At 67.0% G+C, this 15,540-nt stretch carries 16 protein-coding genes; 7 read left to right on the forward strand and 9 right to left on the reverse strand.

Annotated elements, in window-relative coordinates:
- Positions 1 to 14: 14 nt before the first annotated feature.
- Positions 15 to 1,064, forward strand: a complete 1,050-nt coding sequence (locus ACWW1C_RS04890; protein ID WP_455982401.1) for an NAD(P)H-dependent amine dehydrogenase family protein — start codon at positions 15 to 17, stop codon at positions 1,062 to 1,064.
- Positions 1,065 to 1,131: 67 nt separating this feature from the next.
- Here ACWW1C_RS04890 and ACWW1C_RS04895 read toward each other — a convergent pair whose 3' ends face one another.
- A complete protein-coding gene (locus ACWW1C_RS04895) occupies positions 1,132 to 2,175 on the reverse strand; it encodes a zinc-binding dehydrogenase (protein WP_455984146.1) in 1,044 nt (347 codons plus the stop codon).
- Between the two features lie 40 nt (positions 2,176 to 2,215).
- Between ACWW1C_RS04895 and ACWW1C_RS04900 the strand changes: the two genes are divergently transcribed.
- Both ACWW1C_RS04900 and ACWW1C_RS04905 read left to right on the forward strand, forming a co-directional pair.
- Positions 2,216 to 2,701: an SRPBCC family protein gene (locus tag ACWW1C_RS04900; protein WP_455982402.1), complete on the forward strand. Its 486-nt coding sequence runs from the start codon at positions 2,216 to 2,218 to the stop codon at positions 2,699 to 2,701.
- A gap of 39 nt (positions 2,702 to 2,740) precedes the next feature.
- Positions 2,741 to 3,592: a patatin-like phospholipase family protein gene (locus tag ACWW1C_RS04905; RefSeq protein ID WP_455982403.1), complete on the forward strand. Its 852-nt coding sequence runs from the start codon at positions 2,741 to 2,743 to the stop codon at positions 3,590 to 3,592.
- On the opposite strand, the gene ACWW1C_RS04910 is transcribed toward ACWW1C_RS04905, so the two are convergent.
- From ACWW1C_RS04910 to lpqV, 4 genes are all read right to left on the reverse strand, one after another.
- A complete protein-coding gene (locus tag ACWW1C_RS04910) occupies positions 3,589 to 4,560 on the reverse strand; it encodes a patatin-like phospholipase family protein (RefSeq protein ID WP_455982404.1) in 972 nt (323 codons plus the stop codon). The genes ACWW1C_RS04905 and ACWW1C_RS04910 overlap by 4 nt on opposite strands.
- Before the next feature lie 47 nt (positions 4,561 to 4,607).
- On the reverse strand, positions 4,608 to 4,814 hold the full coding sequence (locus ACWW1C_RS04915) for a hypothetical protein (protein WP_455982405.1): 207 nt from the start codon (positions 4,812 to 4,814) through the stop codon (positions 4,608 to 4,610).
- A gap of 281 nt (positions 4,815 to 5,095) precedes the next feature.
- Positions 5,096 to 6,721 (reverse strand): LCP family protein, encoded by a 1,626-nt coding sequence (locus ACWW1C_RS04920; protein WP_455984147.1) that lies wholly within the window; start codon positions 6,719 to 6,721, stop codon positions 5,096 to 5,098.
- Positions 6,722 to 6,919: 198 nt separating this feature from the next.
- Entirely contained in the window at positions 6,920 to 7,339 is a 420-nt protein-coding gene (gene lpqV, locus ACWW1C_RS04925; RefSeq protein WP_455982406.1) for a lipoprotein LpqV, read from the reverse strand.
- A gap of 187 nt (positions 7,340 to 7,526) precedes the next feature.
- Here lpqV and ACWW1C_RS04930 point away from each other — a divergent pair, with 187 nt between their 5' ends.
- A complete protein-coding gene (locus ACWW1C_RS04930) occupies positions 7,527 to 8,081 on the forward strand; it encodes a cysteine dioxygenase (RefSeq protein ID WP_455982407.1) in 555 nt (184 codons plus the stop codon).
- 50 nt (positions 8,082 to 8,131) lie between these two features.
- Positions 8,132 to 8,527: a rhodanese-like domain-containing protein gene (locus ACWW1C_RS04935; protein WP_455984148.1), complete on the forward strand. Its 396-nt coding sequence runs from the start codon at positions 8,132 to 8,134 to the stop codon at positions 8,525 to 8,527.
- On the opposite strand, the gene ACWW1C_RS04940 is transcribed toward ACWW1C_RS04935, so the two are convergent.
- From ACWW1C_RS04940 to ACWW1C_RS04950, 3 genes are all read right to left on the reverse strand, one after another.
- Entirely contained in the window at positions 8,504 to 10,159 is a 1,656-nt protein-coding gene (locus ACWW1C_RS04940) for an alpha/beta hydrolase (RefSeq protein WP_455984149.1), read from the reverse strand. The two genes, ACWW1C_RS04935 and ACWW1C_RS04940, sit on opposite strands and share 24 nt — an antisense overlap.
- A gap of 105 nt (positions 10,160 to 10,264) precedes the next feature.
- On the reverse strand, positions 10,265 to 11,038 hold the full coding sequence (locus ACWW1C_RS04945) for an enoyl-CoA hydratase (protein WP_455982408.1): 774 nt from the start codon (positions 11,036 to 11,038) through the stop codon (positions 10,265 to 10,267).
- A 10-nt stretch (positions 11,039 to 11,048) separates the two neighbouring features.
- A complete protein-coding gene (locus tag ACWW1C_RS04950) occupies positions 11,049 to 12,083 on the reverse strand; it encodes an enoyl-CoA hydratase/isomerase family protein (protein WP_455982409.1) in 1,035 nt (344 codons plus the stop codon).
- Positions 12,084 to 12,244: 161 nt separating this feature from the next.
- Between ACWW1C_RS04950 and ACWW1C_RS04955 the strand changes: the two genes are divergently transcribed.
- On the forward strand, positions 12,245 to 13,087 hold the full coding sequence (locus ACWW1C_RS04955) for a Bax inhibitor-1/YccA family protein (protein ID WP_455982410.1): 843 nt from the start codon (positions 12,245 to 12,247) through the stop codon (positions 13,085 to 13,087).
- A gap of 57 nt (positions 13,088 to 13,144) precedes the next feature.
- On the opposite strand, the gene purT is transcribed toward ACWW1C_RS04955, so the two are convergent.
- Positions 13,145 to 14,347 carry a formate-dependent phosphoribosylglycinamide formyltransferase gene (gene purT / locus ACWW1C_RS04960; RefSeq protein ID WP_455982411.1) on the reverse strand — a complete coding sequence of 401 codons (1,203 nt, stop codon included), beginning with the start codon at positions 14,345 to 14,347 and terminating at the stop codon, positions 13,145 to 13,147.
- Positions 14,348 to 14,621: 274 nt separating this feature from the next.
- On the opposite strand from purT, the gene ACWW1C_RS04965 reads away from it, so the two are divergent.
- Complete coding sequence (locus tag ACWW1C_RS04965; RefSeq protein WP_455984150.1) at positions 14,622 to 15,488, forward strand: endonuclease domain-containing protein; 867 nt, start codon at positions 14,622 to 14,624, stop codon at positions 15,486 to 15,488.
- Positions 15,489 to 15,540: the final 52 nt, after the last annotated feature.

A 15,540-nucleotide genomic window follows, 5' to 3' on the forward strand; every position in this document is an offset into this window, starting at 1 on the left:
GCTCGGGAGGTTTAATGGCGTTGCGGGTCGTGCAGTGGGCAACCGGCGGAGTCGGCGTGGCTGCGATCAAAGGCGTGCTGGAGCATCCCGACCTCGAACTCGTCGGCTGTTGGGTGCATTCGGAAGCCAAGAACGGCAAGGACGTTGGCGAGCTCATCGGCACCGCGCCCGTGGGCGTCACCGCGACCAACAGCGTCGACGACATCCTGGCGCTGGAGGCCGACGCCGTCATCTACGCACCGCTCATGGCCAACCCCGACGAGGTCGCCGCGCTGCTGCGGTCCGGCAAGAACGTGGTGACGCCCGTCGGCTGGGTGTACCCGAGTGAAAAGCAGGGTGCGCCGGTGCGCGAAGCCGCGCTGGCCGGCGGCGCCACGCTGCACGGCACCGGCATCGCGCCCGGCGGCATCAGTGAGAAGTTCCCACTGCTGTTCTCGGTGATGTCCACCGGTGTGACTTTCGTTCGGGCCGAAGAGTTCTCGGATCTGCGGACCTACGAGGCACCCGATGTGCTGCGGCACGTCATGGGGTTCGGTGAGACGCCGGACAAGGCGCTGACCGGCCCGATGCAGAAGCTCCTGGACAGTGGCTTCATCCAGGCCGTCCGGATGTGCGTCGACGAGTTCGGCTTCAACGCTGACCCGAAAATCCGTGCCCGCCAAGAGGTTGCGGTGGCAACCGCGCCCATCGACTCGCCGCTGGGACCCATCCAGCCGGGCCAGGTGGCGGCCCGCAAGTTCCACTGGGAGGCGCTCGTCGGCGACGAGGTCGTCGTACGCGTCACCGTCAACTGGTTCATGGGCGAGGAAAACCTCGATCCCGCATGGGATTTCGGTCCTGAAGGCCAACGCTACGAGATGGAGGTCAAGGGCAACCCGGACTTCACGGTGTCGATCAAGGGCTTCCAGGGCGAGGTCGGCGAGGACGGCCCCGAACCGGGCGTCGTCGCCACCGCCGCCCACTGCGTCAACTCGGTGCCCGCGGTGTGCGCGGCGGAACCGGGCATCGCCACCTACCTGGACCTGCCGCTGTTCAGTGCCAAGGCGGCCCCGCGTCTGAGGTGAGCGCGACGTTTTTGTACGCCCGCGGCGGCGTGTCGACGTACAGACACGGCCGCTCGCGGGAGTTGGGCTAAGCCTGGATCAGAATCCGGATCGGATTGCCTTCGGCCCGATCGAGTTTCGCGATCCCTTCGGCGACGTCTTCCAGCGGGACGATCTCGCTGATGGACCGGGTGAGGTCCAGGCGGCCGCGGGACACCAGCGTGGCCAGCGTGCCGATGTCGGCGTTCTGGTAACCCAGGTGCCCGAGCACCTGCTTACGGGTGAGGTTGAAGAACGCCGTCGGTCCGATCGTCGGGGCGTCGGCGCTCATGCCGACGCCGACAAAACGCCCACCGACGGTCAATGAGTTCAGTGCCTGGTCGAATGTCGACCCCTTGCCGACGGCGTCGAACGCGACGTCGAGCATGCGGCCGCCGGTCGCCTGGGCGATCTGCGCCGCCAGCTCCGGGTCGCGGGCGTCGAACGCGTAGTCCGCGCCCACGGCCAGCGCGCGCTCCAGCACCGCCGGATTGACGTCCACAGCGATGATCGGTGCCGCCCCGACCAACCGGGCCAACTGCACGATGTGGGTGCCGAGCCCGCCGACGCCCCACACCCCGACCGACTCGCCGATGCCCACCTGGCCGGTGCGGACCACGGCGCCGAATGGTGTGGACACCGCGTCGGCCAAGATCGCGGCCTGCTCCAGCGGCACGTTGTCGGGTACCCGGGTCAGCCCGAAGGCCTGTGCGACGGTGTACTCGGCCCAGCCGCCGTCGTACGCGAACGCCATGAGCCGGATGCGCAGACAGTTCGACATGTCGCCACGCAGGCAGTTCACGCAGTCCATGCACGGCTTGCCCGCGGCGACGACGACGCGGTCGCCCTCGGCCCAGCCGGTGACCCCCGGTCCCAGCTTGGCGATGGTTCCCGACGTCTCGTGCCCCTGGGTGACCACCGGGAGCTGCGACGGGAATGTGCCGTTGATCAGGCTGAGGTCGGAGTGGCAGATGCCGCAGTAGGCGACCTTGACCAGCACCTCGCCCGGGCCTGGTTCTGGGATCGGAACATCCTGCACCACAACCTTTTTGGTGTCGGCATAGAACCGTTGGGCCCGCATCGTCGAGGTCATGGCACTCCAGTGGTCAGCATCGATGGTTACGATCGCCATCATGGCGCAGCCTTTGGTGGTCGAGCAATCACGAACTGTCCCCGTTCCGGTGGCCGACGCGTTCAGCGGCACCGCCCCGATTCCCCTGAACGAGCTGTTCTGTCGCTGGTACGGTCCGATCCCGCCGATCAAGGCCGTTCGCGACCAGACCGGCATCTGGGATGCGGTGGGGCAGACCCGGACCATCCTGCTCACCGGCGGTGGCAGCATGGCCGAGACCCTGACGTCGTACGACGAGCCGCACTCATTCGGCTACACGCTGTCCGACATCAACGGCCCGCTGGCACCCCTGGTGGGTGGCGTGCAAGGGATGTGGCTGTTCCAGGACGTCTCCGATGGGCAGAACTCCCGCACCAAGATCACCTGGCGTTGGACGCTGCACCCGCGCAGCTCGCTGACCGCACCGCTGCTGCCGGTGTTCGGCAAGCTGTGGAAGGGCTACGCCGGCCGGTCTCTGGAGCATCTTTCTGACCTCCTGGTGGGATGACGGGCCTACGGTGCGCGCCGCATCCTGTTAGATGAACTAATGACCAAGCGCGCACTCGTCCTCGCTGGTGGTGGCATCGCCGGCATCGCATGGGAAACCGGCATCCTGCAGGGCATCGCCGACGAGGCCCCTGAGGTCGCGGCGGCGGTACGAAAGTCGGACGTGGTGTTGGGCACTTCGGCGGGCTCGGCGGTCGGAGCCCAGCTGGGTAGCGCGCTGAGCATCGGTGAGCTGTTCGAACGCCAGGTCGCCGCCGAATCGGCGGAGATCAGCCCGGGTGTCAACATCGAAGTGGTGATCGCCACGTTCGTGGATGCGATGTCGGCGGCCAACGGCAGCCGAGTTGAGCAGCTGCAGCGCCTCGGGGCGGCCGCGGCCACTGCCGAGACCGTCAGCCCGGCCCGGCGTCGCAGCGTCATCGAGCGCCGGTTGCCGTCGCACGAGTGGCCCGACCATGACCTGCGCATCACCGGCGTCGACATCGACACCGGCGAGTTGGTGGTGTTCACCCGCGAGTCGGGGGTGGCCCTGGTCGACGCCGTCGAGGCCAGCTGCGCGGTGCCGGCGGCCTGGCCAGTGGTCACCATCGGCGGCCGCCGGTACATGGACGGTGGGATGGGCAGCAGCGTCAACATGATCGCGGTCAAAGACTGTGACAGCGCCGTCGTACTCGTCCCGGCGCCGGCGGACGCGCCGTCACCGTTCGGGGCGGGCCCCGGCGCGGACGTCAGAAGCTTCGCGGGCAGCGCGTTCGCCATCCACGCCGACGACGAGTCCCTGGCCGCCTTCGGACTCGATCCGCTGGATCCGGCCTGCCGAATCCCGTCGGCGCAGGCCGGCCGGGCGCAGGGCCGGCGCCTGGCGGCCGAGGTCGCCGCGTTCCTGGGTTAGTTTTTGAGATCGAGGGAATCGAGTGCGGCGCAAGCCAATTCGTGCCCGATGTCGATTACCTCATCGGCGCGGTAGAACTCCAGGCTGCGGCACACCGTGCGCGGGACCTCGATCAGCAGATCGGGTGGATACGCCGCGAGGGTGTGCCGCATCAGCGCCGCCTGCGAGATTTCGATGGTGCGGTTCATGACCTCGAACCCACCGAGGCGCGGCACGGCAGCGTCCTCGGCTTCGGCCTCCACCTCGGAATCGCCGACGTGGTCGAAGCCGTCGACCGCGTTGCTGAACCGGCTCAGCATGGACCGCGCCGTGGGGCCGTCGAGCAGCGTGCTCGCCGCGGCCCGGTCGATCAGTGACGTCGTGCTGCGCCGCATCCGGGCCAGCAGTTCGGTGGTGGCGCTGGGCGATTCCTCCGGGCGGGTGGGGTCGCTGGCGTTCAGGCTGACCGCGATGGTCACGTCGGCGTTGACGGCCGCGAGAGGCGCCATCGGCAGGGGATCGAGGATGCCGCCGTCGGCCAGCAATCGGCCGTCGAGCAGATAGGGCGCGATGACGCCGGGGATCGCGATGGAGGCGCGAATGGCCGCGTCGATGGGGCCGCGCTGCAGCCACACCGATTTTCCGGCGATCAGGTCGGTCGAGACGGCGGTGAAGGGGATCGGCAGGCTCTCGATGGTTCGGGGGCCGATGATCTCGCGGACGGTCGCCAGAATCTTCTCTGCGCGGAGCACGCCGGCGGCGGTGAGTGATGGATCGAGGAGGCGGAGTACCGCGCTCTGGGTGAGGGCGCTGGCCCAGGAGGTGAATTCGTCGAGTTTGTCGGCGGCTTGCAGCGCGCCGACGAGCGCGCCCATGGATGAACCGGAGATGCCGACGACATCGAATCCGCGCTCACGTAACGCGTCGATGACTCCGATGTGTGCGTAACCCCGGGCGCCACCGCTGCCAAGGACCAGTGCGACCCGCATGGCCTTATTTTGGCGTGCGGATCAGGCTGCGGCGCGGCCAGGTGACGTCAGCAGCGGATGCGCGAGAAGAACGCCGCCGAGACCAGCCCGATGATCAGGGCGACCTGCGGCTGTCCGCTACTCATGGCGAAGACGATGCCGCTGACGGCCGCGACCGCGATGAGCAGCAGGAGGGTGCCCATGAGGAGCACTCGGCGCCCGTTGACCGCGCCACTGTGGACCCGAGCGACCGGTACGTGCTGAGGAGCAACCATCGAGCTCATCCCTTCGACAATGAGTGAGACACCCCATAGTGTGCACCATTGTGTGAGTCAAAGCACAATTACTGACCAGTAATTGGGAAATACGTCGCTTTCGTTAGCTGATCTCATTGCTTCTGCGACGTTTTGGCTGGTCGGCGGGCGAATTTGTTAGATGTGCTTTGTGTTCTGGAAATGGCTTTCGAGGCCGATTTCCCGCCCTCGATAGGCGGCGAATTTAATTCGTAGAACTAATCTAATTAATTCTGCAGATCGCGCGGCGTAGTGGACGTCAATCAGTTGACGCAGGGGAGCCCGTCGTTGGCGCGCACCGGAGGCCCGGATTCCGGGGTCGGCACTGTGGTGTCGTAGTTGGACGACTTGGCCGCGGCCAGCGACACGCTGTCCAGGGTGTCGGGCACCTGGAACCCCGGCCCCAGCGTGATGTGGATGCGGCCGGCAGGCACCGAAGGGTCGGCGCGGACGGCGTCGATGCCGAGAATCTCCGCGAGGTGCCTGGCCTCGGCGTCGGTCCCGGCGCCGAAGTCGACAGCCGTCGAGCTGAGCTCGCCGTCCTGCGAGCTTCTGGTCTGGCCGATGGAGTATTCGAGGTTGCCCAGGATCTCCGACATCTGCCGGCCCAGGCCCATGACTTCGGAACCGTTGATGACGTCGAGGATGGCGGTCTTGGCGTTCTTCGACGTCGTACCGGTGCTGTCCGCGGCCTTGTCCAGCGTGGAGGGCTCCGTCGACGAACTGGGCGCCGACGACGTCGTCGCTCCCGGCGGCGGCTTGAGGCCGAAGGCCTTGGCGACCTCGGTCTTGATGGCCATCGGGTCGACGATGTTGACGTCCTGGCCGTCGATGTTGTCGTAGCGCACGACGGGCAGCGTCCGGTACTGCACATTCGCGCCGCCGGCGATTTCGCCCATGCGCTTGAACTGCTCCTGGCCCCAGCCGGCCGACAGCACGACGTCCTTCTGCGCCACCCCGATCAGTTGATTCAGCTTGCCGAGGTCGCTGAACGACCCGTCCTTCTGGAGTTGGTGCATGACCGAGATCAGGAACGCCTGCTGGCGGTGTGTCCGGTCCAGGTCGCCGTTGTCCAGGCCGTGCCGCTGCCGGACGAACGCGACGGCCTGCGAGGCGTCGAGCATCTGCCGGCCCGCCGGGAAGTCGGCGCCCGAGTAGTCGTCATACACGGGGTGGTTCAGGCAGATCTCGATGCCGCCGAGACTCTCGGCGATGTCGTAGAAGCCGGCGAGGTTCACCTCGGCGAAGTAGTCGATGGGCGCGCCGGTCAGGTTGCGCACCGCGGCCAGGGTCGCAGCGCGGCCGGCCTCGCGGCTCTTGCGTTCCAGCTCGGCCTGGTCGGTGACGCCCTTGTCCATCAGGTGCTGCATCGCGTTGGCCTTCGTCAGGCCGTACGCCTCTTTGATCTTGATGTGGTCGTATCCGGGGATGCCGGTGACGCGCACGTAGTCGTCACGCGGGATCGAGAACGCGACCACGTGATTGTCGGCGGAGATGTGCGCCAGGATCAGCGTGTTGGTGTTGTAGCCGCCGTTGTCCGAATCCCCGGCGTGCAGCTTGTCGAGCAGCGCCTGCGGCAGGTCGTTGCCCTGCTGGTCTTTGCGCGAATCAAGGCCGATCAGCAGGATGTTCATCGCCCCGCCGGTGGACTTCGGTGCGTCCGCCCCGAGCGCGTCGCTGACCGTGATGCCATGCAGCGCGCCGCGGACCGTCCACCAGCCCAGGCCGGTCGTCGCCACGGCCACCGCGGTGACCAGCGCGAGCACCACGCGGCCGACGGTGTCCCAGCCCACGCGGGTGCTGAGCAGGCTTTGCAGCCGGCTCCGGCGGTGCCGGGCTGGAAGACGATGGCGCGCGGAATCGCTGCGCTGGAAATCGGAGGTGCTCAGGTGCGACCTCGCGGGGATGCGGTCATGGTGTTCATCTCGGCGGGCCTCGCGGGTACGTGAGGACCGCCGGTCGGATCCGGCGGTCGGAAGTTCGCTGTCACCGCGGCCCGCGTGGATGCGTCAGAGCGATCGGACGGCAGTGCCACCGATTTTAGGGCAACGCCGCAGACTCAGCGAATCCTCAGTGAACGGGGCCCATCAGCCGCATTCCCCTTTGGAAGCGCTGGTGGCGGCCATGATCACGCCGGCCTGCTGGCCTGCTGTGAGCTCGGTCCAGGGGATGTTGAAGTTACCGGGATCACGTGTTTGCGGGCGTTGCATGAGGTTCAGATACGGCTCGACGAGCGTCGCCGGGTCGGCGTGCTGAGCGTCCATCCACAGTTTCGCGGCGTGGCAGGCCTGGCCGAACTCGGATTCCGTCGCCGCCGGCGGGGCGTCGACGGCGGTCGTCACACCGCTCGGGGAGACGGCGGCCCCGCCGGGTGCCGGCTGTTCGTGCGACTGCGTGGGCAGTTCGGCGGGGGTGTGGGCGGGGGCCGCCTGCTTGTCCGGACCGCAGGCGGTCAGGAACGTCAGTGCGGTGGTCGTGAGCAGCGTTGCCCGGATGACGGTCTGCATGACAGCCAATCTATGCGGTGCGGCATTCAGGATCACCCTGACGCTAACCATTCCCCGCCGGCCCGGAACTCGGCAATATCGGGAACATGGCAGTGCAGAACTTGCAGAACGCGACGTGTTGTCGGGCTTGAGCCCGGCCTCGTGAGGGCTTGAAGCCCACCGTTCGTTTCTGCATTGGAGTTCCGACATGTCCGTTCTGACAGAGTTTTCTGTATCTGGTCCCACCTCTCTCGCGCCGACCCGGCTGCGGCTACCCGACCTGCTGCACGCCACCGACCGGTGCGCCGACGACGTGCTGAGCGGCCGCTACGATCGGCTGTTGCCGGCCGACGGCCTGCCACTCGGCGAACGCTGGTACCGCCGGTTGTACGGCGACGACGAACTCGACCTCTGGCTCATCAGCTGGGTTCCTGAGCGCAGCACCGAACTGCACGACCACGGCGGATCGCTCGGAGCGCTGACGGTGGTCTCCGGGGCGCTGGAGGAAACCCGGTGGGACGGTCGCCGGTTGCGGCAGCGCACCCTGGAGGCGGGCGACCAGGCCGCTTTCCCGCTGGGCTGGGTGCACGACGTGGTGCGGGCGGGTGTCGAAGACACCGCGGTGGGGTCGCCCGTCCCGCCCACGCTCAGCGTGCACGCCTATTCGCCGCCGCTGACCGCCATGTCGTACTACGACGTCACCGACAGCCAGAAGCTGCGTCGCGTCTACACCGAACTCACCGACAAGCCCGAGGGGGAATAGTGGCTGGGACGAGCGAAGCGACGGGAAATGTGGTGAGCAAGGTCGATGCCATGCTGGATGCGGCCCGTGCGCGGCTGATCCGGCTCTCTGCCGCCGAAGTCCCCGCCGCACTGAACCGCGGCGCCGTCCTCGTGGACATCAGGCCCAGCGCGCAGCGCGCCATCGAGGGCGAGTTCCCGGGCGCGCTCGTGGTGGAACGCAACGTCCTGGAGTGGCGCTGCGACCCGACCAGCGACGCCCGGCTGCCGCAGGCCACCGGCGACGACATCGAATGGGTGGTGCTGTGCTCGCAGGGCTACACCTCGAGCCTGGCCGCCGCGGCGCTGCAGGACCTCGGGCTGTACCGGGCCACCGACGTCATCGGTGGATACCGGGCGCTGGTCGACGAAGGGCTGCTGGGCGGGACGGCCGCCTCGGTGCTGCTACGTGCCGGCGCTTGGGTGTAGCAGCGGCCGCAACCGCTCCGTCTTCTCCGGGGTCCAGCCGGGCGGCTGCAGCACGTCCGCCCAGGCGTTCGCGACGTCACGGACGTAGACGTGGCCGTGCCCGTCCGGCACGTCGACTGCGACGGCCATGTCGGCCGACACCTGCAGGAACGTCACGACGGGAATCCACTCCATCCGCGGTGAGACGTCGCGGCCGCGCGGTTCGTGCAGCCAGTCCGGCCGGGAGAACAGCAGGTCGGGGTTCCACCAGGCGATCGGGTCGGATGCGTGCTGCAGGTACACGACCCTCGGATGATCCCACGGCGCGTCGGCCGGACGGTTCAAATCCTCAGGGCGAGAACCGAACCGGGCGTTGCGGCCGTGGTCGTAGATCGGCAGCTTCTCCGGGGACCCGGCATCACGGTAGCGAGTGAGTTCGGTCCAGATGGGATTGTTGAACGTGGGCCCGGAGAACAGTGCGCCGTTGGTGCGTGCCACCAGGTTGTTGAGGGCCTGGAACGGGGCCTCGCCGCCGAACGAGCCCAGGCTCTCGCCGAACACCACGAGCTTCGGCCGCTTGGCCTCGGGCATCTGCCGCACCAGTGCGTCGACCTCTTCGAAGAGGTCCTGACCGGCTTCTTGGGCGTTGGCCTTGTCCACGAGGAACGAAATCCAGCTGGGCAGGAACGAATACTGCATCGACACGATCGCCGTGTTGCCGTTGTACATGTACTCGAGCGACGCGGCTTCGGCCTCGTTGATCCAACCGGTGCCCGTCGTGGTGGCGACGGCGACGACGGCGCGCTCGAGTCCGCCGGTGCGCTTGAGTTCCTGCGCGGCCAGCTTGGCGGTCGCCCGGATGCCGTCCGCGGAGTGCAGCCCGGCGTAGGTGCGGATGGGTTCGATTGCCTTGCTGCCGTTGAATTTCGAGAGTTCTTCGACGCTCGGGCCGTTGCCGACGAAGATGCGGCCCTGCCGGCCCAGTGACGACCAGGTGGCCAGGGAACCCGGCCCGCCCGTGCGCAATGGTGTTGTGGGAGGCGGGTTGTCGGGGTCGTCCTCGTCGTTGGCGGAGGCGAAGGTCTGGTTGATCCACGACATCGCATAACTGCCGACCACACCGTTGAACACTTCGACGAACACGGCGATCACGAGCAGCACCGCGACCACCCCCGATACCCGCGGCGGGGCGACGCGCTCGAGCTGACGCATCAGGAAACGGACCAATTTGCGGATCAGCTGGCCGATCTCGACGAAACCGAACAGGAAGACGATCGAATACACCGCGGTCAGCGGGTGGTCCCAGAACTTCATCCGGGGCACGCCCATCATGTCGCGGACCTCGTCCTGCCAGACGTGGAACCAGATGATCGCGAGGATCTGGCCGATGACCCCGAGCCCGATCAGGATCAGCCAGGCCCAGCGAGGGGCCTGGGGGCTGGTGTCCTTCGACCGCATGTAGCGGACCAGAAAGACACCGAGCACCCCGAGGCCGTAGCCGCACGCGCCGGCGGCGCCGCTGACGATGCCCTGGAAGAGCGGTCCCCGCGGCAACAGCGACGGGGTCATCGAGAGCCAGATGAACGTCAGGCCGACAGCGGTGCCGAAGAACGTGTAGCGGCGAACCCACCAATCCGAGGGTGGCTCTTCCAATTTCGCGACGAACGACTCCTCGTCCGACGGCTCGGCTACCGCGACAGCGGCGCCGTCGTCGGCGGCGGGATCAGGCAGTTGTGCGGTGTCGGCCACCGATCGACTTTACCGATGCGTGAAGTTCGGCGCGCGCTTCTCGGTGAACGCCGCCATGCCCTCGGTCTGGTCGTCGGTGGCGAAGGCCGAGTGGAACAGGCGGCGCTCGTAGAGCAGCCCCTCGGCGAGCGTGCTCTCGAAGGCACGGTTGACGGCCTCCTTGGCCATCCGCGACGCCGAAAGCGACATGCCGGCAATGGTTTTGGCGACGGCGTTGGCCTCTTCGAGCAGCGTGTCCGCCGGGACGACCCGCGACACCAGGCCGCAGCGCTCGGCCTCCTCGGCGTCCATGTTGCGGCCGGTGAGGATCAGGTCCATGGCCTTGGCCTTGCCGACCGCGCGGGTCAGCCGCTGGCTGCCGCCCATGCCGGGGAGCACGCCCAGCTTGATCTCGGGCTGGCCGAATTTGGCGGTATCGGCGGCGATCAGCAGGTCGCACATCATGGCCAGTTCACAACCGCCGCCGAGCGCATAGCCGGCGACGGCGGCGATGGTGGGGGTGCGGGTCGCGGCGAACTTGTTCCACAGCGCGAAGAAGTCCTGAGAGAACACGTCGGCGAACGACAGGCTCGCCATCTCCTTGATGTCGGCGCCCGCGGCGAAGGCCTTCTCGCTGCCGGTGATGATGATGGCACCGATGCCCGGGTCGGCGTCGAGTTCGGCTGCGGCCGTGGTGACTTCGGCCATGACCTGGCTGTTGAGGGCGTTGAGGGCCTTCGGCCGGTTCAAGGTGATGGTGGCGACGCGGTCGTCGCGGGTGACCAGGATGGTTTCGAATGTCATCAGGAAGCTCCTAGAAAGTCAGGTCGGGGTCGACGGAGACGAAGTAGGCGTCGACATCGGCGGCGGTGACGTCCGACAGGCTAGCCGGGGACCACCGGGGGTTACGGTCCTTGTCGACGAGCTGGGCTCGGATGCCCTCGACGAAATCGTGAGATTTGTGCGATGCCATCGACACTCGGAATTCCTGGATGAGGGTGTCCTCGAGGGTCGGCAGTTTCGCGGCGCGGCGCACAGCCTCCAGTGTGACAGTCAGCGCGATGGGGGATCGGGTGGCGATCAGGTCCGCCGCGGCGTTGGCGGCCGTCTCGGCACTGTTGCGCAGGTTCTCCAGAATCTCCGCGACGGTGCCGGCCGCGTAGCACTCGTCGATCCAATGCTGTTGCGCCAGAAGCTCACTCGCGGGCGGCTCGACTGCGTACTTGGCCAGCGCCGCGTCGGGGCCGGAGCTGATGACCAGGTCTTTGAACGCGGCGAGATCAGCCTGCGGGACGAAATGGTCGGCGAAGCCGAGGGCGATGGCGTCCGGGCCGGAGAACGGGGCGCCGGTGAGCGCGGCGTGCAGTCCGATCAGCCCGGGCGCGCGGGACAGCAGGTACGTGCCGCCGACGTCGGGGATGAAGCCGATGCCGACCTCGGGCATGCCGAGCTTGGTCTTCTCGGTGACGACGCGGATGTTGCCGTGCGCGCCGACTCCGACGCCGCCGCCCATCACGATGCCGTCCATCAGCGAGACGTATGGCTTGGGGTAGCGGCCGATGTGCGCGTTGAGCACATATTCGTCGTGCCAGAACGTCCTGGCTTGGTCGTCTTGTGCCTTGGCGCTGTGATAGAGCGCGATGACGTCGCCGCCCGCGCACAGGCCGCGCTCGCCGGCGCCGGTCAAGAGGACCGCGCGCACGCTGTCGTCGTGCTCCCAGGCGTCGAGCGCGTCGGCGAGGCCGGTGACCATCGCATAGTTGAGCGAATTGATGGCCTTCGGACGGTTCAGCGTGACGACGCCGACGCCGTTCTCGACATTTACTAGGATATCCTCGTTTTCCGCCACGGTAAGCAATCTAGATCGTTGCGCGCCGGCCGCGCCGACCAGGTACCGTTTCACAGTAAGTTCCCAGTTTCTCCGTCTCGCCGGGAACCAACACCCGAAGCCGTACGTTGTGTGGGTGTTCGTCAGCAGACGGACGAAAGCTTCAGGAGAGGAACCCGACGGTGCGCGAGAGCAGCAACCCGATATTTCGTTCCCTGCCCAAATCGCAGGGCGGATACGCGCAATTCGGTAGTGGCGCCGCCGCATATGGTGCCCAGCAGACCATGGCCCAGCCATACACCCAATACCCGCCGCAGCAGGCCGGCTTCTCGCGGCCGCTGACCATCGACGACGTCGTCACCAAGACCGGCATCACGCTGGCGGTGCTGTCGGTCAGCGCGGTCGTCTCGTACTTCACGATCATGTCGAACCTGGCGCTGGCCGGGCCCATCGCCATGATCGGTGCCATCGGCGGTCTGGTGATGGTCCTCATCGCCACGTTCGGCCGTAAGCAGGACAACCCGGGCATCGTGCTCACCTACGCGGTGCTCGAGGGCATGTTCCTCGGTGCCTTCTCGTTCATCATGGCCAACTTCGCGGTGTCCGGCGCCAATGCCGGTGCCCTGATCGGCCAGGCGATCCTCGGCACCTTCGGCGTGTTCTTCGGCATGCTCGTCGTCTACAAGACCGGCGCCATCCGCGTCACCCCGAAGTTCACCCGCATGATCGTCGCCGGCATGTTCGGTGTCCTTGCGCTGATGCTCGGCAACTTGGTCATCGGATTCTTCAACGGCGGCGCCGGCATGGGCCTGCGCAGCGGCGGCACCATCGCGATCATCTTCTCGCTGGTGTGCATCGCCTTGGCGGCGTTCAGCTTCCTGATCGACTTCGACGCCGCGGACCAGATGATCCGCGCCGGTGCTCCGGCGAAGGCCGCCTGGGGCGTCGCGCTCGGCCTGACCGTCACCCTGGTCTGGCTGTACGTCGAAATCCTGCGACTGCTGAGTTACTTCAACAACGACTAGCTCTGGTCCGAAAGAAGGGGCGTCCGCTTCGGCGGGCGCCCCTTCTTCGTGTCGTGCTCAGACTGCGCGCGGTTTGACCCGGCCGGCCGCTTCGGCAGCGTTGCGGCGCGCGGTGTCGATGTCCTCGGCCCGGGCCAGGGCCACACCCATCCGGCGGGTGCGGAAGCTCTCCGGCTTCCCGAACAGACGAATGTCGGTGCCCGGCACCCGCAGAGCCTCATCGACGCCGTCGAAGACGATGCCCTCGGCCTCGACACCGCCGTAGATCACCGCACTGGCGCCCGGACTCTTCAGCGACGTGTCCACACGTAGGCCGAGGATCGCGCGGGCGTGCAGCTCGAATTCGTTCTGCCACTGCGTGATCATCGTGGTCATGCCGGTGTCGTGCGGCCGCGGGCTCACCTCGCTGAACCACACCTGGTCGCCCTTGACGAACAGCTCGACACCGAAAACGCCTTGCCCGCCGAGGTTTTCGGTGACCTTGTGGGCGATCTGCTGCGCGTTGGCCAGGGCGGCAGCCGGCATCGGGTGCGGCTGCCAGCTTTCCACGTAGTCGCCGGCGACCTGCCGATGCCCGATCGGCTCGCAGAACTGGGTGTCGACCTGACCATCGGCACCGACGGCGCGGACGGTCAACAGCGTGATCTCGTAGTCGAAGTCGACGAAGCCCTCGACGATGATCCGGGTGTTGGTGACGCGGGCCCCGCCCATCGCGTAGTCCCAGGCCTTCGCGACGTCGTCCGGCCCGTCGAGCTTGCTCTGACCCTTGCCCGAACTGCTCATCACGGGCTTGACGACGCAGGGGTAGCCGATGCCGTCCTCGATTGCCGCTTGGAGTTCCTCCAGCGAGTCGCAGAATTTGTACGGGCTGGTCGGCACCCCGAGTTCCTCGGCGGCCAGCCGGCGGATGCCCTCGCGGTCCATGGTCAGGCGGGCGGCCCGCGCGGTCGGGATCACCCGCACCACACCGGCTTCCTCGAGTTCCTGCAGCGCCGGCGTCGCGATCGCCTCGATCTCCGGCACCACGAGGTCCGGCTTCTCGGCCTCGATCAGGGCCTTGAGCTGGTCGGGATCGGTCATCGAGATGGTCCGGGCATGGTGGGCCACCTGGTGTCCCGGTGCATTCGGGTAGCGGTCGACGGCGATGGTCTCGACGCCCAGGCGCTGCAGCGCGATCAGCACTTCGCGACCGAGTTCGCCGGAGCCGAGCAGCATTACCTTGGTCGCGCTGGGCGACAGAGGGGTTCCGATGGTGATCATTGGGCGGAAAGTCTATTGGTCGGATGCCGAGTGCCGTTGACCCTGTACTGAGGGCGTGGGTTTCTCGAACTTTTGCGCCGTAGGTGCGGGGTCAATAGCGGGCATCCGTTGACCCTGCACTGATGGCCTCGGCTACTCGAACTTTTGCGCCGCTGCCGCAGCATGAACGGCAGGGGTGTTATCCACAGTTCGGGAGTCGTCCACAAGCGGGCTCGGGTAGCTGATTACGCGCCCAACTGTGTCGGACTGCGTCTGCACGGTTACCGCTATGGACATCGACAAGCAGCCGTTCATCGGCAGCGAGGCGCTGCAAGCGGGGGCCCTCAACCGTTACGAACTGCGTCGGTATTACCGCGCGATCATGCCGAACGTGTACGTGGACAAGCGAATTGATCCGTCTCTGCACCAGCGCGCTGCCGCCGCGTGGTTGTGGTCGCAGCGCGATGCGGTGATCGCGGGCTCGGCGGCGTCAAGCTTGCTGGGCGCGAAGTGGATTCCCGACGATGCCGCGATCGAACTGATCTGGGCGAATGCTCGCCCGCCGCATGGCGTCGTCACTCGCGACGACCTGATTTTTGCTGATGAGGTCCACGTCGTCGACGGCCTGCCGATCACCACGCCTTTGCGCACTGCATTCGACCTGGGACGCCGCGGGCGACTCAACGATGCCGTCGCGCGGCTCGACGCGCTTTGTGTGGCAACGGCATTCGTTGCCGACGAGGTGTTGAGGCTTGCGGGGGAGCATCGACACTGCCGGGGGCTTCGTCAGCTGGAGCGAGCCCTGGACCTCTCCGATCCGGGTGGTCAATCTCCCCAGGAAACGAGGATCCGACTGCTGCTGATCGCCGAGGATTTCCCGCGGCCACAGACGCAGATTCCTGTCCCCGGACCCGATGGCAGTCCCAAGTACTTCCTCGATATGGGCTGGGAAGACCTGATGCTAGCTGTGGAGTACGACGGGGAACAGCATGCAGATCAACTCGGCTATGACATCGTGCGCAGTGAGTACATCGCCGGAATCGGGTGGACGGTTGTTCGGGTCGCGGCGGGCCACCGGAAGCCCGATGTTCTGGCCCGGGTGAATCGCGCCTGGGAGCTAGCGGTGCGTCGGCGAAATCGCGCGGCAATCAGTCTGCGGTGAGGGTGCACGCTACTCGGAAAAATTCGCCGTCAGCGCAGAGCCAGCGACAGAA

It is taken from the genome of Mycobacterium sp. HM-7, assembly GCF_053852335.1.

Coding starts and splice junctions, on each gene's coding strand:
- ACWW1C_RS04890 (WP_455982401.1), top strand. CDS start 15: ATGGCGTTGCGGGTCGTGCAGTGGGCAACCGGCGGAGTCGGCGTGGCT.
- ACWW1C_RS04895 (WP_455984146.1), bottom strand. CDS start 2,175: ATGACCTCGACGATGCGGGCCCAACGGTTCTATGCCGACACCAAAAAG.
- ACWW1C_RS04900 (WP_455982402.1), top strand. CDS start 2,216: ATGGCGCAGCCTTTGGTGGTCGAGCAATCACGAACTGTCCCCGTTCCG.
- ACWW1C_RS04905 (WP_455982403.1), top strand. CDS start 2,741: ATGACCAAGCGCGCACTCGTCCTCGCTGGTGGTGGCATCGCCGGCATC.
- ACWW1C_RS04910 (WP_455982404.1), bottom strand. CDS start 4,560: ATGCGGGTCGCACTGGTCCTTGGCAGCGGTGGCGCCCGGGGTTACGCA.
- ACWW1C_RS04915 (WP_455982405.1), bottom strand. CDS start 4,814: ATGGTTGCTCCTCAGCACGTACCGGTCGCTCGGGTCCACAGTGGCGCG.
- lpqV (WP_455982406.1), bottom strand. CDS start 7,339: ATGCAGACCGTCATCCGGGCAACGCTGCTCACGACCACCGCACTGACG.
- ACWW1C_RS04930 (WP_455982407.1), top strand. CDS start 7,527: ATGTCCGTTCTGACAGAGTTTTCTGTATCTGGTCCCACCTCTCTCGCG.
- ACWW1C_RS04935 (WP_455984148.1), top strand. CDS start 8,132: ATGCTGGATGCGGCCCGTGCGCGGCTGATCCGGCTCTCTGCCGCCGAA.
- ACWW1C_RS04945 (WP_455982408.1), bottom strand. CDS start 11,038: ATGACATTCGAAACCATCCTGGTCACCCGCGACGACCGCGTCGCCACC.
- purT (WP_455982411.1), bottom strand. CDS start 14,347: ATGATCACCATCGGAACCCCTCTGTCGCCCAGCGCGACCAAGGTAATG.